This window comes from Rhodococcus sp. Ni2 (genome assembly GCF_021352185.1).
GTDB lineage: Bacteria > Actinomycetota > Actinomycetes > Mycobacteriales > Mycobacteriaceae > Rhodococcus_F > Rhodococcus_F qingshengii.
On the sequence record NZ_WOXZ01000002.1, the window covers coordinates 2191719 to 2216765 of the forward strand.

Annotated in this window: 28 protein-coding genes; 18 read left to right on the forward strand and 10 right to left on the reverse strand. The window is 62.8% G+C overall.

The genetic code is table 11. The features are described from left to right. Positions 1 to 16: 16 nt before the first annotated feature. From GN300_RS23785 to GN300_RS23795, 3 genes are all read left to right on the forward strand, one after another. Positions 17 to 640, forward strand: a complete 624-nt coding sequence (locus GN300_RS23785) for a TIGR03085 family metal-binding protein (protein WP_003942175.1) — start codon at positions 17 to 19, stop codon at positions 638 to 640. A gap of 124 nt (positions 641 to 764) precedes the next feature. Then, positions 765 to 3536: a DNA translocase FtsK gene (locus GN300_RS23790; RefSeq protein ID WP_030535561.1), complete on the forward strand. Its 2772-nt coding sequence runs from the start codon at positions 765 to 767 to the stop codon at positions 3534 to 3536. 45 nt (positions 3537 to 3581) lie between these two features. Then, entirely contained in the window at positions 3582 to 4562 is a 981-nt protein-coding gene (locus GN300_RS23795) for a TerC family protein (RefSeq protein WP_019748181.1), read from the forward strand. Between the two features lie 16 nt (positions 4563 to 4578). On the opposite strand, the gene GN300_RS23800 is transcribed toward GN300_RS23795, so the two are convergent. Then, entirely contained in the window at positions 4579 to 4863 is a 285-nt protein-coding gene (locus GN300_RS23800) for a YciI family protein (protein WP_003942124.1), read from the reverse strand. Positions 4864 to 4921: 58 nt separating this feature from the next. Further along, positions 4922 to 5446: an amino-acid N-acetyltransferase gene (locus GN300_RS23805; RefSeq protein ID WP_007735157.1), complete on the reverse strand. Its 525-nt coding sequence runs from the start codon at positions 5444 to 5446 to the stop codon at positions 4922 to 4924. 120 nt (positions 5447 to 5566) lie between these two features. Between GN300_RS23805 and pgsA the strand changes: the two genes are divergently transcribed. From pgsA to GN300_RS23830, 5 genes are all read left to right on the forward strand, one after another. Next, a complete protein-coding gene (pgsA, locus tag GN300_RS23810; RefSeq protein ID WP_003942125.1) occupies positions 5567 to 6208 on the forward strand; it encodes a CDP-diacylglycerol--glycerol-3-phosphate 3-phosphatidyltransferase in 642 nt (213 codons plus the stop codon). After that, positions 6205 to 6702: a CinA family protein gene (locus tag GN300_RS23815; protein ID WP_003942100.1), complete on the forward strand. Its 498-nt coding sequence runs from the start codon at positions 6205 to 6207 to the stop codon at positions 6700 to 6702. Before pgsA ends, GN300_RS23815 begins: the two co-directional genes overlap by 4 nt. Positions 6703 to 6792: 90 nt before the next feature. Next, positions 6793 to 7155: a helix-turn-helix domain-containing protein gene (locus GN300_RS23820; RefSeq protein WP_030535559.1), complete on the forward strand. Its 363-nt coding sequence runs from the start codon at positions 6793 to 6795 to the stop codon at positions 7153 to 7155. Between the two features lie 156 nt (positions 7156 to 7311). Then, positions 7312 to 8124, forward strand: coding sequence for a phage shock protein PspA (gene pspA, locus GN300_RS23825; RefSeq protein ID WP_054188533.1), 813 nt, complete (start codon positions 7312 to 7314; stop codon positions 8122 to 8124). Between the two features lie 31 nt (positions 8125 to 8155). Continuing rightward, positions 8156 to 9001 (forward strand): hypothetical protein, encoded by an 846-nt coding sequence (locus tag GN300_RS23830; RefSeq protein ID WP_020907518.1) that lies wholly within the window; start codon positions 8156 to 8158, stop codon positions 8999 to 9001. Between the two features lie 39 nt (positions 9002 to 9040). On the opposite strand, the gene GN300_RS23835 is transcribed toward GN300_RS23830, so the two are convergent. Genes GN300_RS23835 through GN300_RS23845 form a run of 3 tightly spaced genes read right to left on the reverse strand, consistent with a single transcriptional unit; the run spans position 9041 to position 10926 of the window. Then, positions 9041 to 9646, reverse strand: a complete 606-nt coding sequence (locus tag GN300_RS23835; protein ID WP_007735160.1) for an energy-coupling factor transporter transmembrane protein EcfT — start codon at positions 9644 to 9646, stop codon at positions 9041 to 9043. Next, positions 9643 to 10323 carry an energy-coupling factor ABC transporter ATP-binding protein gene (locus tag GN300_RS23840; RefSeq protein WP_007735161.1) on the reverse strand — a complete coding sequence of 227 codons (681 nt, stop codon included), beginning with the start codon at positions 10321 to 10323 and terminating at the stop codon, positions 9643 to 9645. Before GN300_RS23840 ends, GN300_RS23835 begins: the two co-directional genes overlap by 4 nt. A 6-nt stretch (positions 10324 to 10329) precedes the next feature. Further along, complete coding sequence (locus GN300_RS23845) at positions 10330 to 10926, reverse strand: biotin transporter BioY (protein ID WP_007735162.1); 597 nt, start codon at positions 10924 to 10926, stop codon at positions 10330 to 10332. Positions 10927 to 11163: 237 nt separating this feature from the next. Here GN300_RS23845 and GN300_RS23850 point away from each other — a divergent pair, with 237 nt between their 5' ends. The 8 genes from GN300_RS23850 to recX all read left to right on the forward strand — a co-directional run bounded on the left by GN300_RS23850 (position 11164) and on the right by recX (position 17657). Beyond that, entirely contained in the window at positions 11164 to 11340 is a 177-nt protein-coding gene (locus GN300_RS23850) for a hypothetical protein (RefSeq protein ID WP_003942133.1), read from the forward strand. Between the two features lie 17 nt (positions 11341 to 11357). Continuing rightward, complete coding sequence (locus GN300_RS23855) at positions 11358 to 12071, forward strand: PIG-L deacetylase family protein (RefSeq protein WP_063316521.1); 714 nt, start codon at positions 11358 to 11360, stop codon at positions 12069 to 12071. A gap of 73 nt (positions 12072 to 12144) precedes the next feature. Beyond that, positions 12145 to 12783: a TetR/AcrR family transcriptional regulator gene (locus GN300_RS23860; protein WP_003942216.1), complete on the forward strand. Its 639-nt coding sequence runs from the start codon at positions 12145 to 12147 to the stop codon at positions 12781 to 12783. 2 nt (positions 12784 to 12785) lie between these two features. Continuing rightward, a complete protein-coding gene (locus GN300_RS23865) occupies positions 12786 to 14321 on the forward strand; it encodes a glycerol-3-phosphate dehydrogenase/oxidase (protein ID WP_063316520.1) in 1536 nt (511 codons plus the stop codon). Between the two features lie 12 nt (positions 14322 to 14333). Continuing rightward, positions 14334 to 15497 carry a glycosyltransferase gene (locus GN300_RS23870; protein ID WP_042450679.1) on the forward strand — a complete coding sequence of 388 codons (1164 nt, stop codon included), beginning with the start codon at positions 14334 to 14336 and terminating at the stop codon, positions 15495 to 15497. Between the two features lie 52 nt (positions 15498 to 15549). Beyond that, positions 15550 to 15744, forward strand: a complete 195-nt coding sequence (locus GN300_RS23875; RefSeq protein WP_003942185.1) for a DUF3046 domain-containing protein — start codon at positions 15550 to 15552, stop codon at positions 15742 to 15744. A 288-nt stretch (positions 15745 to 16032) separates the two neighbouring features. Further along, positions 16033 to 17070: a recombinase RecA gene (gene recA, locus GN300_RS23880; protein ID WP_007735170.1), complete on the forward strand. Its 1038-nt coding sequence runs from the start codon at positions 16033 to 16035 to the stop codon at positions 17068 to 17070. Positions 17071 to 17078: 8 nt separating this feature from the next. After that, positions 17079 to 17657 carry a recombination regulator RecX gene (recX, locus tag GN300_RS23885; protein WP_054825713.1) on the forward strand — a complete coding sequence of 193 codons (579 nt, stop codon included), beginning with the start codon at positions 17079 to 17081 and terminating at the stop codon, positions 17655 to 17657. Positions 17658 to 17772: 115 nt separating this feature from the next. On the opposite strand, the gene GN300_RS23890 is transcribed toward recX, so the two are convergent. The 4 genes from GN300_RS23890 to gluA all read right to left on the reverse strand — a co-directional run bounded on the left by GN300_RS23890 (position 17773) and on the right by gluA (position 21128). After that, positions 17773 to 18669 (reverse strand): amino acid ABC transporter permease, encoded by an 897-nt coding sequence (locus GN300_RS23890; RefSeq protein ID WP_007735172.1) that lies wholly within the window; start codon positions 18667 to 18669, stop codon positions 17773 to 17775. After that, entirely contained in the window at positions 18666 to 19346 is a 681-nt protein-coding gene (locus GN300_RS23895) for an amino acid ABC transporter permease (RefSeq protein ID WP_003942105.1), read from the reverse strand. The genes GN300_RS23890 and GN300_RS23895 overlap by 4 nt, the downstream gene beginning before the upstream one ends. 98 nt (positions 19347 to 19444) lie before the next feature. Beyond that, complete coding sequence (locus tag GN300_RS23900; RefSeq protein WP_003942146.1) at positions 19445 to 20275, reverse strand: glutamate ABC transporter substrate-binding protein; 831 nt, start codon at positions 20273 to 20275, stop codon at positions 19445 to 19447. Between the two features lie 124 nt (positions 20276 to 20399). Then, positions 20400 to 21128, reverse strand: a complete 729-nt coding sequence (gene gluA, locus GN300_RS23905; RefSeq protein ID WP_007735175.1) for a glutamate ABC transporter ATP-binding protein GluA — start codon at positions 21126 to 21128, stop codon at positions 20400 to 20402. 231 nt (positions 21129 to 21359) lie between these two features. Between gluA and miaB the strand changes: the two genes are divergently transcribed. Next, positions 21360 to 22907, forward strand: coding sequence for a tRNA (N6-isopentenyl adenosine(37)-C2)-methylthiotransferase MiaB (miaB, locus tag GN300_RS23910; protein WP_063316727.1), 1548 nt, complete (start codon positions 21360 to 21362; stop codon positions 22905 to 22907). Beyond that, on the forward strand, positions 22904 to 23494 hold the full coding sequence (locus tag GN300_RS23915; RefSeq protein WP_063316728.1) for a hypothetical protein: 591 nt from the start codon (positions 22904 to 22906) through the stop codon (positions 23492 to 23494). Before miaB ends, GN300_RS23915 begins: the two co-directional genes overlap by 4 nt. 94 nt (positions 23495 to 23588) lie before the next feature. Here the strand turns inward: GN300_RS23915 and GN300_RS23920 are convergent, their stop codons facing one another. Further along, on the reverse strand, positions 23589 to 24974 hold the full coding sequence (locus GN300_RS23920; RefSeq protein WP_003942193.1) for a DUF349 domain-containing protein: 1386 nt from the start codon (positions 24972 to 24974) through the stop codon (positions 23589 to 23591). Between the last annotated feature and the right edge of the window lie 73 nt (positions 24975 to 25047).

A 25047-nucleotide genomic window follows, 5' to 3' on the forward strand; every position in this document is an offset into this window, starting at 1 on the left:
GAGTACTTTGGCGAAGGTGACCTTCGCTCATGACGAACGACTCGCCCTGGTGGACAGCATGGTCGAATTCGGCCCCGATGCTCCGACACTGTGTGGGGAGTGGACCAATCGTGACCTGGCAGCACATCTGATAGTCCGGGAGCGGCGTCTCGACGCCGCTCCCGGAATCATGTTGAGCCCTCTTGCCGGTCACACCGAGAGCGTGCGTAAGGCCGCAGCGGCGCGTCCGTGGGAGGAGATCCTCGACGACGTTCGGAGTGGGCCGCCTCGGTGGTCGCCGATGTACTGGCTCGACGCGCAGGTAAATACCACGGAAATGTTCGTCCACCACGAAGATGTACGACGCGCACATCTGAACTGGGCGCCGCGTCCGTTGTCGGAGGGTCGGCAGGCTCAGCTGTGGAAGTACGCCCGGCAGATCGGCAAGATGGGTTACCGCAAAGCCGCTGTCGAGGTCATTTTCGAACTTCCGTCCGGCGAGAGTGCGGTCGTCCACAAATCCGGCTCTCGCAGTGTTGTCCTGCAGGGTGAACCCGCCGAGTTGCTGCTGCACGCTTTCGGTCGCAACGAGGTGAAGATCGAAGCCAAAGGTGAACTGGCCGACGTTCAATCCGTGATGGCGCTCGATCGCAGTTTCTGATGGCCCCCTTCTGCCGGAGCCGAGCTCGACAGACGGGTTGTGAAGATCACGTTTCGCACTCGCCACCAGTGTTGCTGGTGTTGCGGATGGTCCAGATGGGGTCGCACAGACTAGCCTGAACTCCATGGCAGGTAAGTCGAGCGCCCGGGGATCCAGTACAAGCACGTCTACGTCCAGGGCATCGACCAGGTCGTCAGCCTCTACTCCGAGCGCGCGCGCAACCGCAAAACCTCGTGCCTCGCGCACCACGCGAACCGTATCGACTCCTCGAAATGTCACGACTTCGGCCAGGGCTGGTGGGCGCCCCGCGTCGGGCAAAGGCTCCAAGCCGGCGCCCAAGAAGGCGTCCGGTACGTCGTCGGCCGCGCGCCGCCCGGTATCGAAAACCTCTCAGCGGGCCAGCCCGTTGGCCGCTGTGGGCAAGGGAATCGGAGCCGGGTGGTCCCTGGCTGCCCGCGGCGTCGGCGCCACCACACGCACCGTCAGTAAGGTCGGCGAGATCGAAGCCGGCCACCGCCGCGACGGAATAGCGCTCGGCCTGATCGCATTCAGCGTCGTCATCGCCGGTGGCGTCTGGTTCAAGGCCGGTGGTCCGATCGGCGGCGGCATCGACACCCTCGTGCGGGCGATCTTCGGCGCGGCCTCCGCCGTGCTCCCCATCGTCGGCGTCGGCCTCGCGATCCTGTTGATGCGCACCGAACCGAAACCTGAGATCCGGCCCCGACTGATCATGGGATCCTTGCTGGTCGGTCTGCCGGCGCTCGGCCTCTGGCACATCATCTCGGGTTCACCGACAGACGCCACCGGTCGCTCCAACGGCGCAGGGTTTGTCGGATACGTCGTGGGCGGCCCGCTCACCAACGGGCTCACCGTCTGGCTGTCTGCGCCGCTGCTGGTCATCGCCGCCGGATTCGGAATCCTCCTTCTGACCGGAACCACGCTGCGTGAGGTGCCGAGCAAGTTCCAGTCCTTCTTCGGTGCCTCGTATCGCTCGGACGAATACGGCGACTACGGATCCGAATTCGACGAGGACGGCGAGCACCACTACGGCGAATCTGCTTACGATCCTTCACTGTTCGACGCCGACGGCTACCCGGTCGACACCTACGCCGAGCCACCGCTCAAGCCCGCCAAGCGGACCAGCCGACGCGCACCGATCGACAACTACCCGACGGACGAGTTCGAGTCGGGCGACAAGAAGACCGAAGTCCTCGGCCTGTGGAACGCCGACGACACAGCAGTACCCGACGAGCCCGTCGCGGCTGCGGCAGCGCCCGTGGTGGAGACTCCGGCGCCGCGCCCCAAGGTGCCTGCGCGTTCGGTCCCCATCGCCAAGCCCGTGCCGAAACCCGAACCGGAGCCGGAGGAGAAGGAACACTTCGTCACCGATCGGGTCACCGACGGCGACTACAACCTCCCGCCGACGACGTTGCTGATCGAGGGAGACCCGCCCAAGCTCCGCAGTTCTGCGAACGACGCGATGATCGAGGCGATCAGCGAAGTCCTCGAACAGTTCAAGATCGATGCCGCTGTTACCGGTTTCACCCGCGGACCGACGGTGACACGCTACGAGGTCGAACTCGGCCCAGGCGTGAAGGTCGAGAAGATCACCGCGCTCGCCCGCAACATCGCGTACGCCGTGGCAACCGACAACGTCCGCCTCCTGGCCCCCATTCCGGGTAAGTCCGCGGTGGGTATCGAGGTACCGAACTCCGACCGCGAAATGGTCCGCCTCGCCGACGTTTTGAACGCGCCGAGCACCCGACGCGATCACCATCCGCTGGTGATCGGTCTCGGTAAGGACATCGAAGGTGACTTCGTCAGTGCGAACCTCGCGAAGATGCCCCACCTTCTGGTGGCAGGTTCGACCGGCTCGGGTAAGTCGAGCTTCGTGAACTCGATGCTCGTCTCGTTGCTCACCCGAGCAACGCCCGAAGAAGTACGGATGATCCTCATCGACCCCAAGATGGTCGAGCTCACGCCGTACGAAGGTATCCCGCACCTGATCACGCCGATCATCACTCAGCCGAAGAAGGCAGCGGCAGCGCTGGCCTGGTTGGTCGAGGAGATGGAACAGCGCTACCAGGACATGCAGGCCAACCGGGTGCGTCATATCGACGACTTCAACTCCAAGGTCAAGTCCGGGGAAATCACCGCGCCGCTGGGCAGCGAGCGCGTCTACCGCCCGTACCCGTACATCCTGGCGATCGTGGACGAGTTGGCCGACCTCATGATGACCGCTCCGCGCGACGTCGAAGAAGCAATCGTCCGCATCACCCAGAAAGCCCGCGCTGCCGGAATCCACCTGGTGCTGGCAACGCAGCGCCCGTCCGTCGACGTCGTCACCGGCCTGATCAAGACCAACGTGCCTTCGCGTCTGGCGTTCGCGACGTCCTCGCTCACGGACTCGCGAGTCATCCTCGATCAGCCCGGCGCCGAGAAGCTCATCGGTATGGGTGATGGCTTGTTCCTGCCCATGGGCGCCGGCAAGCCGACCCGTATGCAAGGCGCGTTCATCACCGACGAGGAAATCTCGGCGGTTGTCGACTTCGCGAAGAACCAAGCCGAGCCCGAGTACACCGAAGGTGTCACCGCACAGAAGGCCGGGGAGAAGAAAGACGTCGACCCCGACATCGGCGACGACATGGACGTCCTCTTGCAGGCCGTGGAACTGGTGATCACGAGTCAATTCGGTTCGACGTCGATGCTGCAGCGCAAGCTGCGCGTCGGGTTCGCCAAGGCCGGTCGACTCATGGATCTCATGGAAAATCGTGGCGTCGTCGGCCCCAGCGAGGGCTCCAAGGCACGCGAGGTTTTGATGAAGCCTGAGGAACTCGACGGTCTGCTGTGGTCGATTCGCGGTGGCGACCCGGACGAGGCACCCGCAGACGAGTAGCGACACCTCGGCGGACAAGCCGTCGACAGACGACCGGAGGAACCCGTGCATGTGACGCCGTTGGCTTGGGGAATCACGATCGTGGTGATCCTCGGCCTGTTCGTCTTCGACTTCTTCGCCCACGTCCGCACGCCACATGCGCCCACGTTCCGGGAGTCCGCATTCTGGTCGACGGTCTACATCTCGATCGCCATCGTCTTCGGCCTCGTCGTGATGTGGATCTGGGGCACCACGTACGGCGGTGAGTACTTCGCCGGATACGTCACGGAAAAGGCGCTCTCGGTAGACAATCTGTTCGTCTTCGTGATCATCATGTCGACGTTCGCCGTCCCGCGAGAGTTCCAGCAGAAAGTCCTGCTGATAGGCATCGTCCTCGCATTGGTGATGCGCGGAATCTTCATCGGAGTCGGCGCCGCCGCCATCAATGCGTACAGCTGGGTGTTCTACCTCTTCGGAGCGTTCCTGATCTACACCGCGTACACCCTGATCCGCGATCACGGGCATGAGAAGGAAGCCGAGGAGAAGCGCGACAGTCGCATCATCTCACTCGTGAAGCGGGTGCTGCCGACAACCGAGGAATACGACGGGGACAAACTGATCACCCGGATCGACGGCAAGCGCGTCGTGACACCGTTGTTGTTGGCGCTCATCGCAATCGGGTTTGCCGACGTGCTCTTCGCGCTCGATTCGATTCCGGCGATCTACGGTCTGACCCAGGAACCGTATCTGGTGTTCACCGCCAACGCCTTCGCGCTGATGGGTCTACGGCAGCTGTACTTCCTGATCGGTGGGTTGCTCGAACGGCTGGTCTATCTCTCGTACGGGCTCTCGATAATCCTGGCGTTCATCGGTGTGAAATTGGTACTTCACGCGTTGCACGAGAACACCCTCTCGTTCGTCAACGGAGGTGAACACGTCTCCGTCCCGGAAATCTCCACGGCACTCTCACTCGGAGTGATCATCGGAGTATTGGCGGTGACGACGGTCGCGAGCCTGTTGAAGACTCGCGACCGGGCGGGGGAGTAAGCCGGGGCCGGGGCTCTCAGGCGCTGAACTGACCCAACACCGGAACCCACTCGGTGATCCGGACCTTCTCGATCAAATCGGCGATCGCGAACGGATCGTGGGTGAAGAGGAGGGAAACGGTGTCGGCGTCTGCGGCGTCGACGATGATCAGCGCGCCGTTTCCATCTGCAAACGGGCCGGATGACAAGACGATCGAGCGGGAAACCAGATCCGCGAGCCACGCGCGGTGATCGCTACGGACTTCGTCGCGCTGAGCGTTCTTCTCGGGCGCGTAGGTGTATTCGACGAGGAACAACGACATCGTGAACCGCTTTCGGGGCTGGTGATCGAGAGGGTGGTGTGTGAAGAGTCTGAACGGTTCAGAGAGTCAGGAGCATGCGAGTATTGCCGAGTGTGTTGGGTTTCACATAGCTCAGATCGAGGAACTCGGCGACGCCGGCGTCGTAGGACCGACACATTTCCGCATAGACCTCGGCGGTGACGGGGGTGCCGTCGATCTCCGCGAATCCGTGACGGTGGAAGAACTCGGTCTCGAACGTCAAAACGAACAACCGTTCCAACTCCAATTCCTTGGCGACCTCGATGAGTTTGTCGACGACGTGGAAACCTGCGCCCTGGCCTTTGGCAGTCGGATCGACTGCGACGGTGCGGATCTCACCCAGGTCCGCCCACAGCACATGCAGTGCGCCGCAAGCGATTACCTGGCCGCCTCGCTCGGCGACCCAGAACTCCTGGACTGCCTCGTACAGCGTCACGAGATTCTTCTCGAGGAGGATCTTGCCGGCGTAGATGTCGATCAGACGCTTGATTTCGGGGATGTCCGACGTTCGCGCGCGACGCACGATCAACTGGCTCTCGGTATAGGTCGGCGCGGTCGAAGTCATGTGGTGCACATTAGTCAATGGCCCTACCGATATTCTAAGTCGCGTGCCTGTCCGCCCCACGCAATTCCCGCGCCGCTCGGCTTTGTCCCGGGTTCGGCTCACCGCCTGTGCGGTGATCCGATGAGTACCCCGCGCGATCAGACCGACGCCCATCGCGCCGCCGTCGGCCCGTCCGACGGCACACCTGTCGCGGACAACCCGGTTCCGTTGCTGAACATCGCGAACATTCTCACGATGGTCCGAATGGTTCTCGTTCCGGTTTTTCTCGTTGTTCTGTTCGTCGACGGCGGACACTCGACGTGGTGGCGTCTCGGGGCAATGGGCGTGTTCATCGTCGCCGCGATCACGGATCGGATCGACGGCCAATTGGCTCGGAAGTACGGTCTGGTCACCGATTTCGGCAAACTCATGGACCCGATCGCGGACAAGGCACTGATCGGCGCCGCGCTGATCGGTCTTTCGGTTCTCGGTGACCTGTCGTGGTGGGTGACCGGAGTGATCATCGCCAGAGAACTCGGAATCACGCTGTTGCGGTTCGCGGTACTGCGGCACGCGGTCATCCCGGCGGGCAAGGGCGGCAAGCTCAAGACCCTCGTGCAGGCCGTCGCGATCGGGTTCTACCTCTGCCCGCTGCCGAGCAGTTGGGACATCGTCAGCGGATTGCTGATGGCTGCTGCCGTCGTGCTGACGGTGGCGACGGGAATCGAATACATCGTGCAGGCGATCAGGCTTCGCGCCGGAGTTCGCGCAGTCGAGTCATGACGGACCCGCTGCTCGCACTCGGAGTGGTCGAACTCGTCGACGCCCTTGGCGCCGCGAGGCAGACTGTCGCCGCCGCCGAATCTCTGACGGCTGGCTTGTTCACGGCTGCGGTCGCGTCCGTGCCGGGGTCGAGCGCGGTGCTGCGTGGGGGCCTGGTCGTGTATGCGACCGACCTGAAAGCGACGCTGGCGGGCGTGGATCCCGAGCGTCTGGCAACGGACGGCCCCGTGTCCGAGAGCACGGCGGTGGCGTTGGCGCTCGGCGCCCGGACGAGGTGCGGCGCCGACTGGGGTATCGGACTGACCGGAGTCGCCGGTCCGAGTGAGCAGGACGGACACCCGGTCGGAACGGTGTTTCTCGGTATCGCCGGCCCGGACGGAACCGAATGCGTACCCCTCGCGCTCGGCGGCGAACGGTGGGAGATTCGGACAACCGCAGTCGCAACTGCCGTGTCGCGGTTACGTGATCGTGTCGCAGAGCGTGCGGCACGATAGGCTCGGGAACCAATCGGATGTGTTCGGACGTTGACGATTGTGAAGACGTACGACCATGCACGATGAGGTCACGGATGAAGGAGGAGCGAGATGGCGCTGCTATTGCGTGAGGCAATCGGTGACAGTCTCCGGCGTACGCGCGTTTCGCAGAGCCGCACGCTACGTGAGGTGTCGAACAGCGCGCGTGTGAGCTTGGGCTATCTGTCCGAAGTGGAACGTGGACGTAAGGAAGCATCGAGCGAACTGTTGGCGGCGATCTGTGATGCGCTCGCAGTCCCACTGTCCGACGTGCTGGTCGACGTGAGCGAGACCCTGGCCACGAAGAAGAGCGCTCCGGTCGCTGGTCGACAGGTCGCCGAACCCGCCGTGTCGGCTTCCGGTTCGCCGACAATCGCACGCGACACCCGCGTCGTGATTCCGGCGCCGAACGCTCGAAGGTTGGCGGCGGCGTAGCCACTACCGGCCGTAACCGATAGATTTTGTACGTAACCGCCGGTTTCCAGCAGGTGGGGTCAGAGCAGATAGGGCGCAGCCCTTGTTTCGGTGCGCGACGGTCGCGCTCCGGGTCGCGTTCGGCGCGGCGCATCAGATGGAGGCAGGATCAAACCAATGGCTAATCCTTTCGTCAAGGGCTGGAAGTACCTGATGGCGCTCTTCAATTCGAAGATCGATGAGAAGGCAGATCCAAAGGTTCAGATTCAGCAGGCGATCGAGGACGCACAGCGCCAGCATCAGGCGTTGTCCCAGCAGGCTGCGTCGGTGATCGGTAATCAGCGTCAACTCGAGATGAAGCTCAGCCGTCAACTCGACGAGGTCGAAAAGCTCAACGCCAACGCGCGCCAGGCCGTCAACCTCGCCGATCAGGCCGCTGCTGCCGGCGACAACGACAAGGCGATCCAGTACACCAACGCTGCCGAAGCTTTTGCGGCCCAGTTGGTGACGGCCGAGCAGGGCGTCGAAGATCTGAAGGCACTGCACGACCAGTCCTTGCAGGCCGCCGCTCAGGCCAAGAAGGCTGTCGAGCAGAACGCGATGACTCTGCAGGCAAAGGTTGCCGAGCGCACCAAGCTGCTCAGCCAGCTGGAGCAGGCCAAGATGCAGGAGCGCGTGAGCGAGTCCCTTCGGTCCATGGACAGCACGCTGTCGGCTCCCGGCAACACACCCAGCCTCGATGCTGTGCGCGACAAGATCGAGCGGCGTTACGCCGACGCACTCGGCTCTGCCGAGCTCGCCCAGAACTCCGTTCAAGGCCGCATGATGGAGGTCCAGCAGGCCTCGGTCCAGATGGCAGGGCACAGTCGCCTCGAGCAGATTCGTGCTTCCATGAAGGGCGAGGCACTGCCGTCCGGCGGCTCAGCTGCCACTCCTGCGACTCCGTCCGTCGAGAAGCAGCCCCCGGCTGCCGGTCAGACCGGTCAGTAGCCGAATCCTCGATGTCGGCAGTGATGCTCTGATGTTTTCTTCACGAGACGGTCGATCTGGGCGCGAGCCCCGGTCGGCCGTTCCCGTTTCCGTATCCGGCGCCTTCGGAGCGTTGGGACGCACCGCGGACACATTGCGCGAGGTCGGACTGTCTGCGGCGGATGCCGCTCGGCGGTGGCAGGACCCGCGCGCCAAATTCGAGCGCAAACGTGCCCGTGCACGTCGACGCGCTCAGCGTTGGGGTTTCATGTCCGGCGGATCAGTGGTCGGCACGGCCGGCCTTGCTGTTGCGTCGGCCCCCGAGTGGTCGGTGGTCGTGGCAGGCGGGGGAGCGGCACTGTTCGCGGTTCCCGCCGTCATCGCGGTCGGCCGTTACCGTTCGATGAGTTCCGGCCCACCGCCGTCGGCGCCGATTCGCCGGCGCTTGCCACCGTCGTCGTCTCGCGCGTTCATCCCGATGTCTCGCCTCATCGGCGCCGAGACTTCGTTGTTCGAGATCTTGAGTGTGCTCAGGCGCGCCGACACCATCGACCCCGGTGAGTTGGACGAAATCACTGTTACCGCCGATTCGGCATTGAGAGCGATGTTCGCGGTGTCTTCGGATGTCGTCGCGATGGAACGCGCCGTGGCCGCTACACCCAAGGTGACCGAACCTCTTGATCCCACCATTGACGGCGCAGTTCGTGAGTTGCAGTCGGGGTTGGATCAGTACGAGGATCTGGTGACCTCCGCAGCTGCATTGACAGCGCCTCACAGCCCTTCGGCTCTGGTGGGATTCAACCGAGAACTCTCGGCGCTGCACGCGGCCGCCGAGCGACTCTCGGCGCTTGCCGACGCCATCGGTGAGGTGGACGACATCACCCGCAAGTACAACTGATCGGTCCTCGCGCCTGATCGATGCACCCTGTTCGAAATCTCAGTCGTCGGCGCCGCGGGCCGCCAACGCTTCACCCATTGCGTCCGCGGTCATCAGGGTGCCGACGATGACCGGAACTGCGAAGGATCGCAGCGAGAATCCGAGCCCTCGCGCCTTGCGTGCCTCGGACACCTGTGTGATGACCTCGAACATCAGCGGGATGCACCGGATCGTCATTGCGAGGAGCAAAGCGATCCGTTCGGGATTGACGCCGAAGCGTCGCAAGGGTGTCAGGAACCGGGTGATCGCGTCGAGCATCTCGGAGATCCGTGTGGTCAGACCCATGATCGCCGCGAAGGCGATCGAAATGATCAGAACCCCGCACACGACGGCCGCTCGCTGCCATCCCGCGACTACCAGCTGGAACGCCCCGATGAAGAGCAACATCCACAGCGCCGGACGCAGCTGCCGGATCGCAGTCATCGGAGGAATGCGCGCAACCGCGTACAGGGCCACAACGACGATCGTGGGAGCTGCCAGTTGCCACGGCTCACGAACGAAGATCGAGACGGCGAGGATGGCCACGACCAAGGCGAAGAGCTTGATTCCCGTCGGCATCCGGTGCAGGAGTGAGCGGCCCGGACGGTAGACGCCGAGAGTGGTCACGAGACCAACGACCGGTAGTGATCGATGGAGTCGGCGGGGGAACCGTCAGCGACGACGCGGCCTTGGTCGACGACCAACACCCGTTCGAAGGACTCGAGGAGATCGAGTTGGTGGGTCACGACGATCAGTTGCTGATCGAGTGACTCGAATACCGAGCTGATCAGCCGAGAGTTGCGAAGATCGAGGAGCGTGGTGGGTTCGTCGGCGACGAGTACGTTCGGTTCCGTCACCATGATGGCCGCGAGCGCGAGGAGCTGTTTCTGCCCGCCCGAAAGCTGGTGGGTGGGATGGTCGGCGTGCCCGGCGAGGCCGTAGCGTTCGAGCACCGAGGCCACCTTTGCGGCGCGCTCGGCTTTGCCCAATCCGCTACGGCGGAGCGAGAATTCGATGTCCTCGGCAACCGTCGGCATCACGATCTGGTGGTTGGGATCGGTGAAGACGAATCCGACCTGCTTGCGTACGTCGCGGCCCTTCTTCGCCGTGTCCAAGCCGTTGACGTGGACGTGTCCTTCCGTCGGAACGACCAGTCCGTTGATCATGCGAGCGAGCGTCGACTTGCCGCTTCCGTTCGCACCCACGATTCCGATTCGCTGCTCGCTCAGTCGCAGATCTATCTGCTGCAGGACCGTTCGTTCACCGAAGCTGTGTCCGACGTTCTCGAAGACGATCTCACTCATCGGAGATCAATTCGCCACCACGGTCTTGTTCGACGAGATCACCGAGTCGCGCAGTAGTGCCGGGTATGCCCGGTGAACCTGGGACGCGACCAACGCGGTGACGACTGCTTTTGCGGCGTCGAGCGGGATGAAGGCGGCGTTGGCCGACCATGCGGCAACGAAGCTCATGTGTCCGCGGACCATCATTCCAACGATGCCGAACGCGTAGAGAACGACGACGCCGCCGAGAAGGTTGATGCCGATGCCCGCGATGATCCGGTACTTGGGCAGCATCTTGGCGGTCAGCCATCCGATGACAAATGCCGTCGGGATCCAACCGATGAGGAATCCGGCTGTCGGGCTCGATAGAGACACGAGTGCGGTGCGACCGCCGGCAAGGACCGGTAGACCGACCAATCCCAGAGCAATGACCGTCAGGACGGCGAGAACACCCTTGCGCGGTCCGAGTAGAGCGCCGGCCATCATGACGCCCATGGACTGAAGGGTGATCGGCACGCCGGAAATGCCGATGTTGATCGACCCGGGTAGGCCCAGCGCGATGATGAGTGCGGCGAAGACGGCTACATGCGCGAGATCGCGAGCGGGGAAACGGGTCGTAGACACTGCGGACGTGCTCCTTCGGCATACGGGATCGAACTTCGCGAGTTTACGCCAGGAGCAGGCACCCATGGGTTGGACACCTGACCTGCGTGAGGGCCGGTCTCGGGGTGAACCCTGATCTTTACCTGAACTTGCCGCTGAGCTGCTGCTTTGTCACGCCAGACCTGTCAGGCTGGTTCTACGGACGACGCAGCACCTGTCCGATTCGACTGATTATTCAACGGCACGTTGGAGGTAAGCATGTTTTGGAAGATCGTCTTGGCCGTCGTACTGGTGTGGGTCGCACTCGCGGTGGTCGGTGCGCTGATCAAGGGGCTTTTCTGGGTTCTGGTGGTCGGCGCTGTCGGCTTCGGAATCTACTTCCTGGTGAAGGCGATGTCGGGAAGTGACGACAATTCGCCCGCTTCGCGGTTCTGACGGGCAAGATCTGCCCTATGGAAAACTTCCCCGAGGACTGGCAGCGCGCGATTGTCATCGTGGCGCATCCCGATGACATCGAATACGGCGCAGCCGCAGCAGTGGCGCAGTGGACCGATCGCGGCAAAGACGTGCGATATATCCTGGCCACGCGCGGCGAGGCCGGAATCGCCGGTCTGTCGCCCGAGGAGTCCGGCCCGATCCGCGAGGAAGAAGAGCGTCGCTCGGCCGCGATCGTCGGTGTCGGTGAGGTGGAGTTCCTCGGCCTGCCCGACGGTCGTCTCGTGGAAGGCTTGGAGTTGCGCTCGACTCTCGCCGCAGCAATTCGCCGCCACCGTCCGGAATTGGTGGTGACGATGAACTTCTCCCACACCTGGGGCCCCGGCTATCTGAACAGCGCAGATCACCGTGCACTCGGGATCAGCGTTCTCGACGCAACTGCCGACGCAGCGAACGAATGGATCTTTCCCTCTTTGACAGCGCAGGGACTGGCGCCGTGGTCCGGTGTTCGGTGGGTTGCGGTTAATACGATGACTCCCACACACTGCGTCGACGTGACGTCGACGGTCGATCGCGCCGTGGATTCGCTCGCGGAACATGCGCGATATCTGGCGGCGCTGAGTTCCACGCCGATCCGGGAACAGGCGCGCGCACAGATCGACATGGTCAGCGGACCGAAGCCTGGTTTCGACGCCGAGCGAGCAGTTGGTTTCGAGTTGTACTATTTCTGATGATCTCTGAGCGAGAGAAATCGCAAGTCCCGACGGGATTACCGGTGACTTGTCCGGTATTGTGTTACACACGATGGTAATCCGTAACGCAGATGACTCAATTGCCCCTCGCAAGGCAGATGGTCAGCGCATCCCCAGCCGCGAGATCGACGACGTGATTCTCGACGCAGCAAGGTCGTGTGTCCTCGATTTCGGAATGCAGCGAACCACACTTGCCGAGATCTCGCGTCGGGCCGGCGTGAGCCGACCGACGGTCTACCGGCGATGGCCGGACACGCGAGCTGTCGTCGCGGACCTGCTCACCCGGGAGATCCGATCGGTGCTGCCCGAGGTGACCTTCAACGGGTCTGCCGGCACGTTGCTCGTGGAGGCGATCGGTGACGTCGTCGGCCAGATTCGCGACCATCCGCTCTTCGTGAAAATTCGGCAAGCCGATCAAGAATTGCTGACGACCTACATCGTGGACCGGCTCGGCGCGAGCCAGAAGTCGATTCTCGAGCTGATCACATCCGTTGTCGCGGCCGGCCAACAGGATGGTTCGATTCGCGAGGGAAGCGTCAACGAGATCGCGGCGATGGTTCTACTGATGGCTCAGTCCGTCGTCATTTCTGCGCCGACTCTCGAGCCGGAGCTTTCCTCCGATGCGTCGGTCGAGCAACTTCGATATGCGGTCGCTGCTTATCTGGCACCCGTCAAGAATTCGGGAGAATAGCTGTGAGCCCCCTAGATTCAGCAGGCAGCGATTCAGCGCTCAACGCACAACGGCGTACTCGTGAACTCGAGCAGTTGGCGAACGGCGATTCGGTCGACGTCCTGGTGATCGGCGGCGGAATCACCGGTGTCGGTGTCGCTCTCGACGCCGTGACTCGTGGGCTCAGTGTTGCGCTGGTCGAAAAGCACGACCTCGCGTTCGGCACCAGCCGCTGGAGTTCGAAACTCGCACACGGCGGCCTTCGGTACCTGGCTTCCGGCAATGTCGGTATAGCGCGTGAAAGTGCGGTCGAGCGCGGCATCCTCATGACGCGCACCGCGCCGCACCTCGTTCGCGCCATGCCTCAACTCGTACCGCTGTTGCCCGAAACGTCGTTCTTCGGGAAGGCCCTGGTGCGTACCGGTTTCCTGGCCGGTGACGCTCTGCGCATGTCGGCGCGAACCCCGGCTTCGGTGCTGCCCAGATCACGGACGGTCAGCGCTGCGCGGGCGCGCGAATTGGCTCCCGCGGTCAAGCAGGAGAACCTACGAGGCGCCTTGACCGCGTTCGACGGGCAGCTCATCGACGACGCCCGCCTCGTCGTCGGTATCGCCAGAACCGCAGCGTCGCACGGCGCGCGAATCCTGACCCGCGTCGGTGCATACGACGTATCCGGAACGTCGGCCACCTTGCGCGACGAGTTGACCGGATCCGAGTTCTTGATGCGTGCCCGCGTCGTGGTCAATGCGACCGGTGTCTGGGCTGATCAGGTCGACTCCAGCATCACCCTCCGCCCCAGCCGCGGGACGCACCTGGTGCTCGATGCAGCGCGATTGGGGAACCCCACGGCAGCGCTGACCGTGCCGATTCCCGGCGAGACCAACCGTTTCGTCTTCGCCCTGCCCGCCCAGCTCGGCCGGATCTACCTCGGGTTGACCGACGAAGCAGCGCCGGGACCGGTGCCAGACGTGCCGTCGGCGTCAGAGGACGAGATCGACTTCCTGCTCGACACCGTGAACACGGCGTTGGAAGTTCCGCTGACCCGTGGGGACGTCTTGGGGACCTTCGCGGGTCTGCGTCCGCTGCTGGACACCGGTGAAGGCTCGACGGCCGACCTCTCGCGCAATCACGCTGTAGTCCGTTCGGACTCGGGCTTGGTCACGGTGGTAGGCGGAAAACTCACGACGTACCGCAAGATGGCCGAAGACGCCGTCGACGCTGCGGTCGAGGTCGGGTCGCTGAGCGCCGGGGCATGTCGGACACGCGCGTTGCCGCTGGTAGGCGCTGCATCACCGGCGGAATTGAAGAAGATCAAGGCACCCGCGTCATTGGTGGCGCGATACGGCACCGAGGCCGAGGTCGTTGCCGCGGCGAGCGGCGATCGTCTCCGGTCGGTTGCGGACTTGGAGATCTGCGGTGCCGAGTTCGATTTCGCGGTGTCGCATGAAGGCGCCCTCGACGTCGACGACGTCCTCGATCGCAGGACGAGAATCGGATTGGTGGCTTCGGATCGCGAACGCGCACGGGGTGCGGCGGAACAGGCCTTTCACTCGGTGTGACACTCTGATCCGGTGCGTGTAGCCGTTGTTGCCGGGCCGGACCCGGGTCATGCTTTTCCCGCAATAGCGTTGTCGCTGGCGTTGATCCAGGCCGGCGACGAACCGATCCTGTACACGGGGACCCGGTGGGTCGAGGCAGCGCGAGCAGCCGGCGTGGAAGCCGAGCCGCTCAAGGGCTTGGCCCCGCGGCCGGGAGACGACGATCTTGATGCAGGCGCTCGGATTCATTCGCGCGCCGCCTATATTTCCACCGAACTGCTTCCCGACCTGAAATCCGTCTCCCCGGATCTCGTCGTTTCCGACATCCTCACTGCCGGAGGCGGATTGGCCGCCGAAAGACTTGGCATCCCCTGGGTGGAACTCTCGCCTCACCCGCTGTACTCACCTTCACGGGGGTTGCCGCCGATCGGCAGTGGGCTCGCTCCCGGCGTCGGAATTCGTGGTCGACTCCGCGATACCCTGATGCGCGCAGCGACGGGACGTTCGATCAAGCAAGGGTTGGCCCAGCGATCCCAGGCCCGTGTCGGTGTCGGACTGCCCGCTCTGGATCCCGGTCCGCAAGCGCGGCTGATCGCAACACTTCCGGCACTCGAAGTGCCTCGCCCCGACTGGCCGGAGCGCGCTCACGTCGTCGGACCGCTTCTGTGGGAGCCGACCGAGGTGATTCTGGATCCACCGCCAGGTGACGAACCGCTGGTTATGGTGGCGCCCTCCACGGCGCACACCGGCGCAGTGGGAATGTTCGAGGGCACGGTCGAAGGACTCGGCGGAGCCGGTGTGCGGCTGATTGCGTCGATGCTCGACGGGGCTGAAGGTGAGCATCCTGATTGGGTTCGTGCAGGTCTCGGACGCCAGGACGCGATGCTGCGTGACGCGTCGGTGTTGGTATGTGGCGGCGGGCACGGCATGTTGGCGAAGGCCCTGCTGGCCGGCGTGCCGACGGTCGTCGTTCCCGGGGGCGGGGACCAGTGGGAGTTGGCCAATCGCGCTGCGCGGGCAGGGACGTCGGTGATCGTGCGGCCCGCAGATGCTCAGTCGATTCGCGATGCCGTACTGCAGGTGCTCTCCGACAAACGATTCGCGGAAGCTGCGAGAGCGGCTGCCGCGACTGCGTCGCAGGTCACCGATCCGGTGGCGGTGTGCCGACAGGTGGTCAACGGAGGTGTGACGGCGTGAGCACGTTGCGCCTGAATGCAGGTGCACCGCTCTGTGGACTACGGTGGCGGCTGTGCGGTTGACCGAATTTCATGAAATGGTGCGCGAAGAGTTCGGGCAGGTACGAGGCGACTCGATGCTGATCGACCATGTACTCCAGAGTCTCGACGGAATGACTGCCGCGGAGGCCGTCGAAGCAGGCTGGGAGCCTCGCGAAGTGTGGCGTGCGCTCTGTGTGGAGTTCGACGTACCACCCGCCCGCCGCTGATTCTTCGGCGTGTCGAACGTCTCCCATCTTCTGTTCGAACACGTGTTCGTCTATGCTGAACCTGTTCGGTGGTGACGCTTCTTTGGTAACTGCGAACTTTCGATGTTCTACAAACGCGGTGACCTACAAACGCGGTGATCGACAAGCGCTAAAGCAAGATCGAAAAGTCTGTCGGTGGCCGGATCTACTCTGATCGCAACACACCAACAGGGTCGGCTCAGGCAGGCGCTGAAGAGACGGAGTCTGCTCAGGCAGGCACTGAAGACTGAAACAAGGATGGGGATCACGATGGCACCACAGGCACCTGATCGGGACAAGGCACTCGACCTCGCGTTGGCGCAGATCGACAAGAACTTCGGCAAGGGTTCGGTGATGCGCCTGGGTGAGGGTGTCCGCCAGCCCATTGCCGTCATTCCCACCGGTTCCATCGCGCTCGACGTCGCGCTGGGTATCGGCGGACTGCCGCGTGGCCGCGTCATCGAGATCTACGGCCCGGAATCTTCGGGTAAGACCACCGTGGCACTGCACGCAGTTGCCAATGCTCAGGCCAACGGCGGCATCGCGGCGTTCATCGACGCGGAGCACGCACTCGATCCCGACTATGCAGCCAAGCTGGGCGTCGATACCGATGCACTCCTGGTCTCGCAGCCCGATACGGGTGAGCAGGCCCTCGAAATCACCGACATGCTGATCCGTTCAGGCGCCCTCGACATCGTCGTGATCGACTCCGTGGCCGCTCTTGTTCCTCGCGCCGAGATCGAAGGCGAGATGGGTGACAGCCACGTCGGTTTGCAGGCTCGACTGATGAGTCAGGCGCTGCGCAAGATCACCGGTGCCATGAACAACTCGGGCACCACCGTCATCTTCATCAACCAGCTTCGCGAGAAGATCGGTGTGATGTTCGGTTCTCCCGAAACCACCACCGGTGGTAAGGCACTGAAGTTCTACGCTTCGGTCCGCCTCGACATCCGTCGTATCGAAACTCTCAAGGACGGTACCGACGCAGTGGGTAACCGCACTCGCGTCAAGGTCGTCAAGAACAAGGTCGCGCCGCCGTTCAAGCAGGCCGAGTTCGATATTCTCTACGGCCAGGGCATCAGCAAGGAAGGCTCGCTCATCGACATGGGTGTCGAGCACGGGTTCATCCGCAAGTCCGGCTCCTGGTACACCTACGAAGGTGACCAGTTGGGTCAGGGCAAGGAAAATGCTCGTAAGTTCTTGCTGGAGAACACCGATATCCGTGACGAGATCGAGAAGAAGATCAAGGAAAAGCTCGGTATCGGTGCTGACGTCACTGCAACCGACGAAGCTCCCGCCGACTTCTGAGTTCAGTCATGAGCTTCGACGACGGTGACAACGGCGAGAATGCTCGTGAAGAGTACGGCGCTCCTCGGCGTCGATCCCGTCAACGATCCGAGAAGCCGTCGCAACGCGCAGAGGGTGGGACGGAGGCGCAGGCCAAAGATGCTTGCCTACGCCTCCTGACCGACCGGGCGCGCAGTCGTTCCGAGCTGGAAACAAAGCTGAGCGGGCGCGGCTTCGAGCCCGAGATCATTGCCAAGGTCCTCGATCGACTCCAAGAAATCGGGTTGATCGACGACGCAGACTTCGCGAACCAGTGGGTTCATTCGCGGCATACGTACTCGGGCAAGGGAAAGCGTGCGCTTGCAGTCGAGTTGCGGCTCAAAGGAATCGACCAGGACACCGCTTCCGAAGCGTTGTCACAGATCGATCCGGAAGATGAACGCGAGCGAGCAGCGGAGCTGGTTCGGCGGAAGCTGAAGAACAAGCCCGTCGATGATCGCGACAAGGTCACGCGTCGACTGGTCTCGATGCTGGCACGCAAGGGATATTCAGCGGGGATGTCCTACGAGGTGGTCAAAGCCGAGATGGCGGCGGTCACCGACTCGTAGCGAAGTGCAGCATTCAGAACAAAAGGGCGGGGGTACCACCGAAATTCGGTGGTACCCCCGCCCTGTTGTGTATTCGCGCTAACGCGGCTGGATTCGACTCACGGCTCCATCTGATTCACGGCTTGGTCAGGTCCATACCCGGAACCGAAACAGCTGGGTCGGCGGACGGAGCCGCGATGGGGCCCTTGCCCTTTCGCTTCCCGGACCGCAGGCGCTTCTCCACCTTGGTTGCCAGGAAGGTCAGAGCCGAGTTGAGAGCGATCATGATCGCTGCGACCACGATGAGCGCCGGCAGGAAGTTTCCGTAGAAGGTGCCGAGCTGTTGGGCCTGACGCACCAGCTCGACATACCCGATCAGGTAGCCGAGGGCGGAGTCCTTCAACGCCACGACCATCTGTGAAATCAGTGCCGGGAGCATGGCGGTAACCGCTTGGGGGAGCAGGATTGTCACCATGATCTGCGTCTTGCGCATGCCTAGTGCCTTGGCGGCCTCACTTTGCCCTCGTGGGAGTGAGTTGATTCCGGCGCGGACGATCTCGGCGATCACTGACCCGTTGTACAGGGTCAAGCCCACGACGACTGCGGCGAGTGCGAGGTACTTGGACTTGAAGACTTCGTATTCGGCGAACACCTGATACGAGAAGATCATCAGAATCAGAACCGGTACTGCTCGGAACAATTCGACGATGACGCCGCAGATCTTCCGAATGATGTTGTGCTCGGAGAGTCGGCCGATACCCAGGGCAGAACCGAGGATGAGCGCGAAGACGATGGACATCGCAGCCGCGATCAGCGTCCCTCGGATGCCGGGTATCAGATACGTTGTCCACGAGGTGGATTCGAGGAACGGATCCCACTTCGCTGCTGTCAGCTGGCCCTTTTCGTCGAGTGCGCGGTAGATGACGTAACCGATTGCGACCATGAGTGCGGCGACGACAAGGGATGCGAATCGGTAGAGATTTCGCGCTCTCGGACCTGGCGCGTCGTAGAGGACTGTTGCGCGGTTGCTCATCGTGAAACCTCGAATCGCTTGCTCAGCTTGCCGAAGATCAAGCCCATGGGAAGTGTCAGGATCACGAAACCGACAGCGAAGATTCCACCGACGACGAAGATCGCCGCTTCGTTTTCGATCATCTTCTTCATCAGCGCTGACGCTTCGGATACGCCGATCACCGCGGCGATGGTCGAGTTCTTGGTCAGTGCGATCAGCACGCTACCCAGCGGTGCTGTGACCGCGCGAAATGCCTGAGGCAGGACGATCAGCCGAAGATTTTGTGCAAACGACAGACCGAGTGATCGGCCCGCTTCGGCCTGGCCGACCGGAACGGTATTGATTCCCGATCGAAGTGACTCACACACGAACGCGGCGGTGTAGACACTGAGGCCGAGGACGGCGAGTCGGAAGTTGTTGTCCACCAGAAATGTCGGCGAATCCGACTTGGCGAGGTTGACTCCGAGCGTCTGCGAAAGACCGAACAGACAGAACAACAGAATCAGTGTGAGGGGGGTATTGCGGAACACGGTCACGTACGCGGCGCCCAGGAATCGGGCGACCGGGACCGGTGACACGCGCATCGCCGCGATCAGCACACCGATGATGACAGCGCCGATCGCGGAGAAAAATGTCAGCTGGATCGTGGTCCAGAAGGCTTCCAGAAGCTGGTCGCCGTACTTGCTCAGAAGGTTCACTTGCCGTCTCCCCAGATCACGGGATCTCCGTTGGTGGCGTCACGCGCTGCGGCTCCCGAAGTGGGAGCCGCAGCGAGATTGACGGTGAAAAAAGCAGGTCAGTAACGATCAACGGTGGGCGGCGCCGGGATGGGGTAGCCCGAAGCGCCAACGGTGTTGTTGAAGGCTTCTTCCCATGCGCCGGTGGAGATCATCTTCTCGATGGCGTCGTTGATCTTGCCGCGGGTCTCGGAATCGTCCTTGGCCAGGCCGACGCCGTAGTTTTCCGTTGTGAACGGTTCTCCGACGACCTTCAACTGGCCGGGGTACTGTGCGGCAAAACCAGCGAGGATGATGTCATCGGTGGTGACTGCGTCGACAGCGCCGTTGCGCAGTGCTTCGACACAAGCAGAGTAGGTGTCGAACTCCTGAAGTTGGACGTCAGGTACGGAGTCCTTGACCTTCTGAGCCGGAGTGGAGCCAGTCACCGAGCAGAGCTTCTTGCCGCCGCTGAGAGAATCGCGACCGGTGATGTCGGTGTTGTCGGAGCGAACGAGCAGCGATTGGCCGGCGATGAAGTACGGACCGGCAAAGCCGACCTTTTCCTTGCGTGCGTCGGTGATCGAGTAGGTGGCCACAATGTAGTCGACCTCGCCGTTCTGGATCAGGGTCTCGCGTTGGGCTGACGGTGATTCCTTGAAGGTGATTCCTTCGGGCTTCACGCCGAGTTCGTTCGCGATGTACCGGGCTACCTCGACGTCGAAGCCGGAGAACGTCCCGTCCGGATTGCGCTGACCGAGGCCGGGCTGATCGAACTTGATACCGACGGTGAGCGTTCCGTCGGCAGCACTCTGCGATGCGCTCTTTTCTTCTCCTCCACCACAAGCCGTGGCAGCGAACGCGATAGCCATGATTCCGATTCCGAAACGGACGGAGCGATTGATCTTCATGAAGATCCTCTCAGTTGTCGACATGCAAACGGTGCAGTCGAGATGAACGGTGCAGCCGAGGTGAACGGTGCAGTCGAGCAAGTTGTCTTGTGGACGAGGACAGGACTGTCGGAGGGGACTGTGATCAGTGAGTGAGGATCTTGCCGAGGAAGTCCTTGGCCCGATCCGACTTGGGATGGGTGAAGAACTCTTCGGGCGTGGTGTCTTCGACGACCTGGCCGTCAGCCATGAACAGCACACGATCGCCGGCTTTGCGGGCGAATCCCATCTCGTGCGTGACCACGAGCATGGTCATGCCTTCCTTGGCGAGGGAAGTCATGACGTCGAGGACCTCGTTGACCATCTCGGGGTCGAGAGCGGAGGTGGGCTCGTCGAACAACATCACCTTCGGCTGCATCGCAAGAGCGCGAGCAATCGCGACACGCTGTTGCTGACCGCCGGAAAGCTGCGCCGGGTACTTGTCGGCCTGATTGGCGATACCGACGCGCTCGAGCAATGCCTGCGCCGTCTTCTTGGCTTCGTCCTTCTTCGCCTTGCGAACCTTCATCGGTGCGAGCATGACGTTCTCGAGGATCGTCTTGTGTGCGAACAGGTTGAAGGACTGAAAGACCATCCCGACGTCGGCACGAAGTGCGGCAAGTGCTTTGCCCTCCTCGGGGAGCGTCTTGCCGTCGACGGCAATGGTGCCCGAGTCGATGGGTTCCAGGCGATTGATGGTGCGGCACAGAGTCGACTTACCGGAGCCCGACGGACCAAGGACGATCACCACTTGGCCCTTGGGTACCTCGAGATTGACCTCTTGCAGGACGTGAAGTTCCCCGAAGTGTTTGTTCACCGAGGTCATCGAAATCATGGATGTGGAATCGCCGGAGGTGGTCGGCGTCGTCGCATCGTCGGCTTGGGTCATAAACGAGAACCTTAGGCGTAGTTTGCGTCGACGCCCGTGATTTCGCCATGGTTCTTGCCATATGTAATGGAAATTTTACTGTGACGACGTTTATGTCGCGTTTCGGCTGTTTATCAGGGCGTTATTACACGTCGTAGTGGACGTGAGCTAGGCTGAAGCGTGTCACTGATCGACGAAATGTCCCCTGCACTTCCGGAGCCGACTGCAGTTCCGGAGCCGACGGCGAAGTCTGTTCGCACCTACGAGGTGCGGACGTACGGCTGTCAGATGAACGTCCACGATTCCGAGCGACTGTCCGGTCTGCTCGAGGACGCCGGGTATTCGAAGGCGGAGACCGGCACCGATCCTGATCTTGTCGTCTTCAACACGTGTGCGGTCCGCGAGAACGCGGACAACAAGTTGTACGGCAACCTCAGCCAGCTCGCCCCGAACAAGGAGGCGAACCCCGACATGCAGATCGCGGTCGGCGGGTGCCTGGCGCAGAAGGATCGTGACACCGTCGTCAAGAAGGCGCCGTTCGTCGATGTCGTCTTCGGCACTCACAACATCGGCTCGCTTCCCGCGCTGCTCGACCGTGCGCGTCACAATCAGCGCGCCGAGGTCGAAATCCTCGACGCACTCGAGGCGTTTCCGTCGACACTGCCAGCCAAGCGCGAATCTGCTTATGCAGGTTGGGTTTCCATCTCGGTGGGCTGCAACAACACGTGCACGTTCTGCATCGTTCCGGCCCTGCGTGGCAAGGAAGTAGATCGACGTCCCGGCGACATCCTGGCCGAGGTGCAGGCACTCGTCGACGAGGGTGTCTCGGAAGTGACCCTGCTGGGACAGAACGTCAACGCCTACGGCGTGTCGTTCGCCGATCCGGAGCAACCGCGCGATCGCGGAGCCTTCGCCTCCCTCTTGAAGGCATGTGGACACATCGACGGCCTCGAACGGGTCAGGTTCACATCGCCGCACCCGGCAGAGTTCACCGATGACGTCATCGAAGCGATGGCAACCACTCCCAACGTCTGCCCGCAACTGCACATGCCGTTGCAGTCCGGTTCGGACAAGGTTCTCAAGGCGATGAAGCGCTCGTACCGCAAGTCGAAGTACCTCGGGATCATCGAGAAGGTGCGCGCCGCAATGCCGCACGCCGCCATCACCACGGACATCATCGTCGGGTTCCCGGGGGAGACGGAAGAGGATTTCGAGGAGACGCTGGACGTCGTGCGCAAGGCGCGATTCTCCAACGCCTACACCTTCCAGTACTCCAAGCGCCCGGGCACGCCGGCGGCGGAGATGGCCGATCAACTCCCCAAAGAGGTTGTCCAGGAACGCTACATGCGATTGCTCGCCGTTCAGGAAGAAGTGAACATCGAGGAGAATCGCAAGCTCGTCGGCACCGAGGTCGAACTCTTGGTGGCAGCGGGGGAGGGGCGGAAGAACGCGGCGACTCACCGTCTCAGTGGTCGCGCGCGAGACGGCCGCCTGGTGCATTTCCGCCCCGAGGGAAACCTCGACGGCACAATCCGACCCGGTGACGTGGTGACGGTCGTCGTCACCCACGGAGCCCCTCATCACCTCGTGGCAGATGACGGAGTGCTCACGCACCGTCGGACCCGCGCCGGTGATTCGTTCGAAAAGGGCATCACACCCAAGACCCCGCCCATCGGCGTAGGTCTCGGACTACCGAAGATCGGTGCCCCGGCCCCACAACCCGTTCAGATGGGATGCAACGCATGACCTCGCAACACGAGAACACGACACCACAGCCGGGCGACGACGCCTTCGAGGGCTACCGCAAGGACCTCGACGACGCGGAACGCAAGGTCGCGGGAGAAATTGATCCGGGTGCGCGCGCCATGGTTGTCGCGGTTGCGGTGCTCGTGCTGGTCGGCACCCTTGCACTGCCCCATGCGGGAGTGGCGAACGGCTGGGATGTGCTCGCGTACAACCAGGACGCGGAAAGTGAACGGATTGCACTGTTCTCACGCTTGTTCGTGTGGTTCGTCGTCATCTTCGGCATCGGATTCTCGATGCTCGCGCTGGTCACGCGGCGTTGGAGTCTGGCCTGGGTCGCACTCGCCGGCAGTGCCGTGGCGAGCGCTCTCGGCATGATGGCCGTCTGGTCGCGTCAGACCATTCCCGCCGGTTTCAATGTGGCAGGACCGTCGATCGGGCTGATCATCGGATGGTTTGCCGTCGTGTTCTTGACGTTCCATTGGCTCAAGGTGGTCTGGACACGAACCAACATTCAGCTCGCCGCCGAGGAGCAACGCCGGATCGCTGCGGCCGAAGCCGAGAAGCATCAGGAATGGAACGTCGGCTGACACAGCAGGCCGTCCGTCCAAAGCACAAGACAACGCCGGCTGACTCCTTTCGGAGTGAGCCGGCGTTTTTGTTGTCTTTACAGCTCGTCGTCGATTACTCGTTGACGGCGCTTTCGGCAGCTTCGGCCCACTCACGCCACTGCTTGGCCTGAGCGAGAGCCTTCTCGGCGTCCTTCGTCTTGCCGGCAGCCTGAGCCTTGGCGGCCTGCTCCTCGAACTGGCTCACCCGCTCCTTGAACTGCGCGACCCGGGCAAGTGCTTCCGGATCGGTGCGACGCCACTCGGCGTCGACCGCGTCGCGCACCTTGGTTTCGATGGCCCGGAGCTTCGCTTCGAGTTCCTGCATTCGGTCGCGCGGCACCTTGCCGATCGCGTCCCACTTCTCCTGCAGATCGCGAAGCGCTGCGCGGGCGTTCTCGAGTCCGTGCGCCGGATCGATGTTCGCATTGGCAGCGAGCAGCTCCTCTTTTGCAACCGCGTTCTGCTCGAATTCGGCATCGCGCTCGGATGCAGCAGCGTTGCGCGCGGCGAAGAACACATCCTGAGCGCCCTTGAAGCGCTTCCACAGGTTGTCGTCGGCCTCGCGCGGTGCGCGGCCGGCAGCCTTCCACTCGCTGAGTAGATCGCGGAATTCCCCGGCGGTCTGTCCCCATTCAGTGGAGGTCGACAGCTTCTCGGCGCGCTCGACCAGTTCTTCCTTCGTCGAACGGGCGCTCGCACGATCCCGGTCGAGTTCGGCGAAGTGGGCTCCACGTCGCCGGTTGAAGGACTCACGAGCCTTCGAGTAACGCTTCCACAGTGCGTCGTCGACCTTGCGGTCGATTCCGCGAATCGTCTTCCACTCGTCGAGAATCTCGCGCAGTCGATCACCCGCGGTCTTCCACTGGGTCGACTCCGAGCCGATCTGCTCGGCCTCGACTGCGAGGGCCTCCTTGCGGGCGGTGCTTGCCGCGCGCGACTGTTCCTTCTCTTCCTTCGCGTGCGCTGCGGCCTCGTCGGAACCGGCAACGATCACGTCGAGTCGGCGAGCCAAAGCGTCGAGGTCACCGATCACTGCAGCGGTCGAGAGGGATTCGGACAGAGCGATGGCGGCAGCCTTGGTCTTCTTGGCGTCTCCGGCGCCCGACGTCAGTCGCGCCTCGAGTAGCGAGACCTCGGTCGCGAGGTCGTCGTAGCGACGACCGAAATGGGCGAGGCCCTCGGTGGCGTCGCCGGCCTGCCACGAACCGATCTGACGTTCACCGTCAGCGGTCTTCACCCAGGCGGTTCCGTCTTCCTCGACGCGTCCGAACTTGCTCGGGTCGCTGGCCGGTGCGGCGGTGACGGCATGCGAGGCTGCTGGTCCGGGGCGAGGTGCTCCGGGGCGGGGCGCACCGGGGCGTGGTCCACCAGGTTTGGGAGCGCCGGGTTTGGGTGCTGCCGGGCTCGGGCTGGCCGAACTGCTGTCGGCGCCGGTGGTGGGTTCACTGTTCTCGGTCATCGGTCCTCGTCTCTGCCGCGCGTCACGGCTGCCTGATCGCATTCCTGGTTCCATTGAACCCGGTACTCACGTT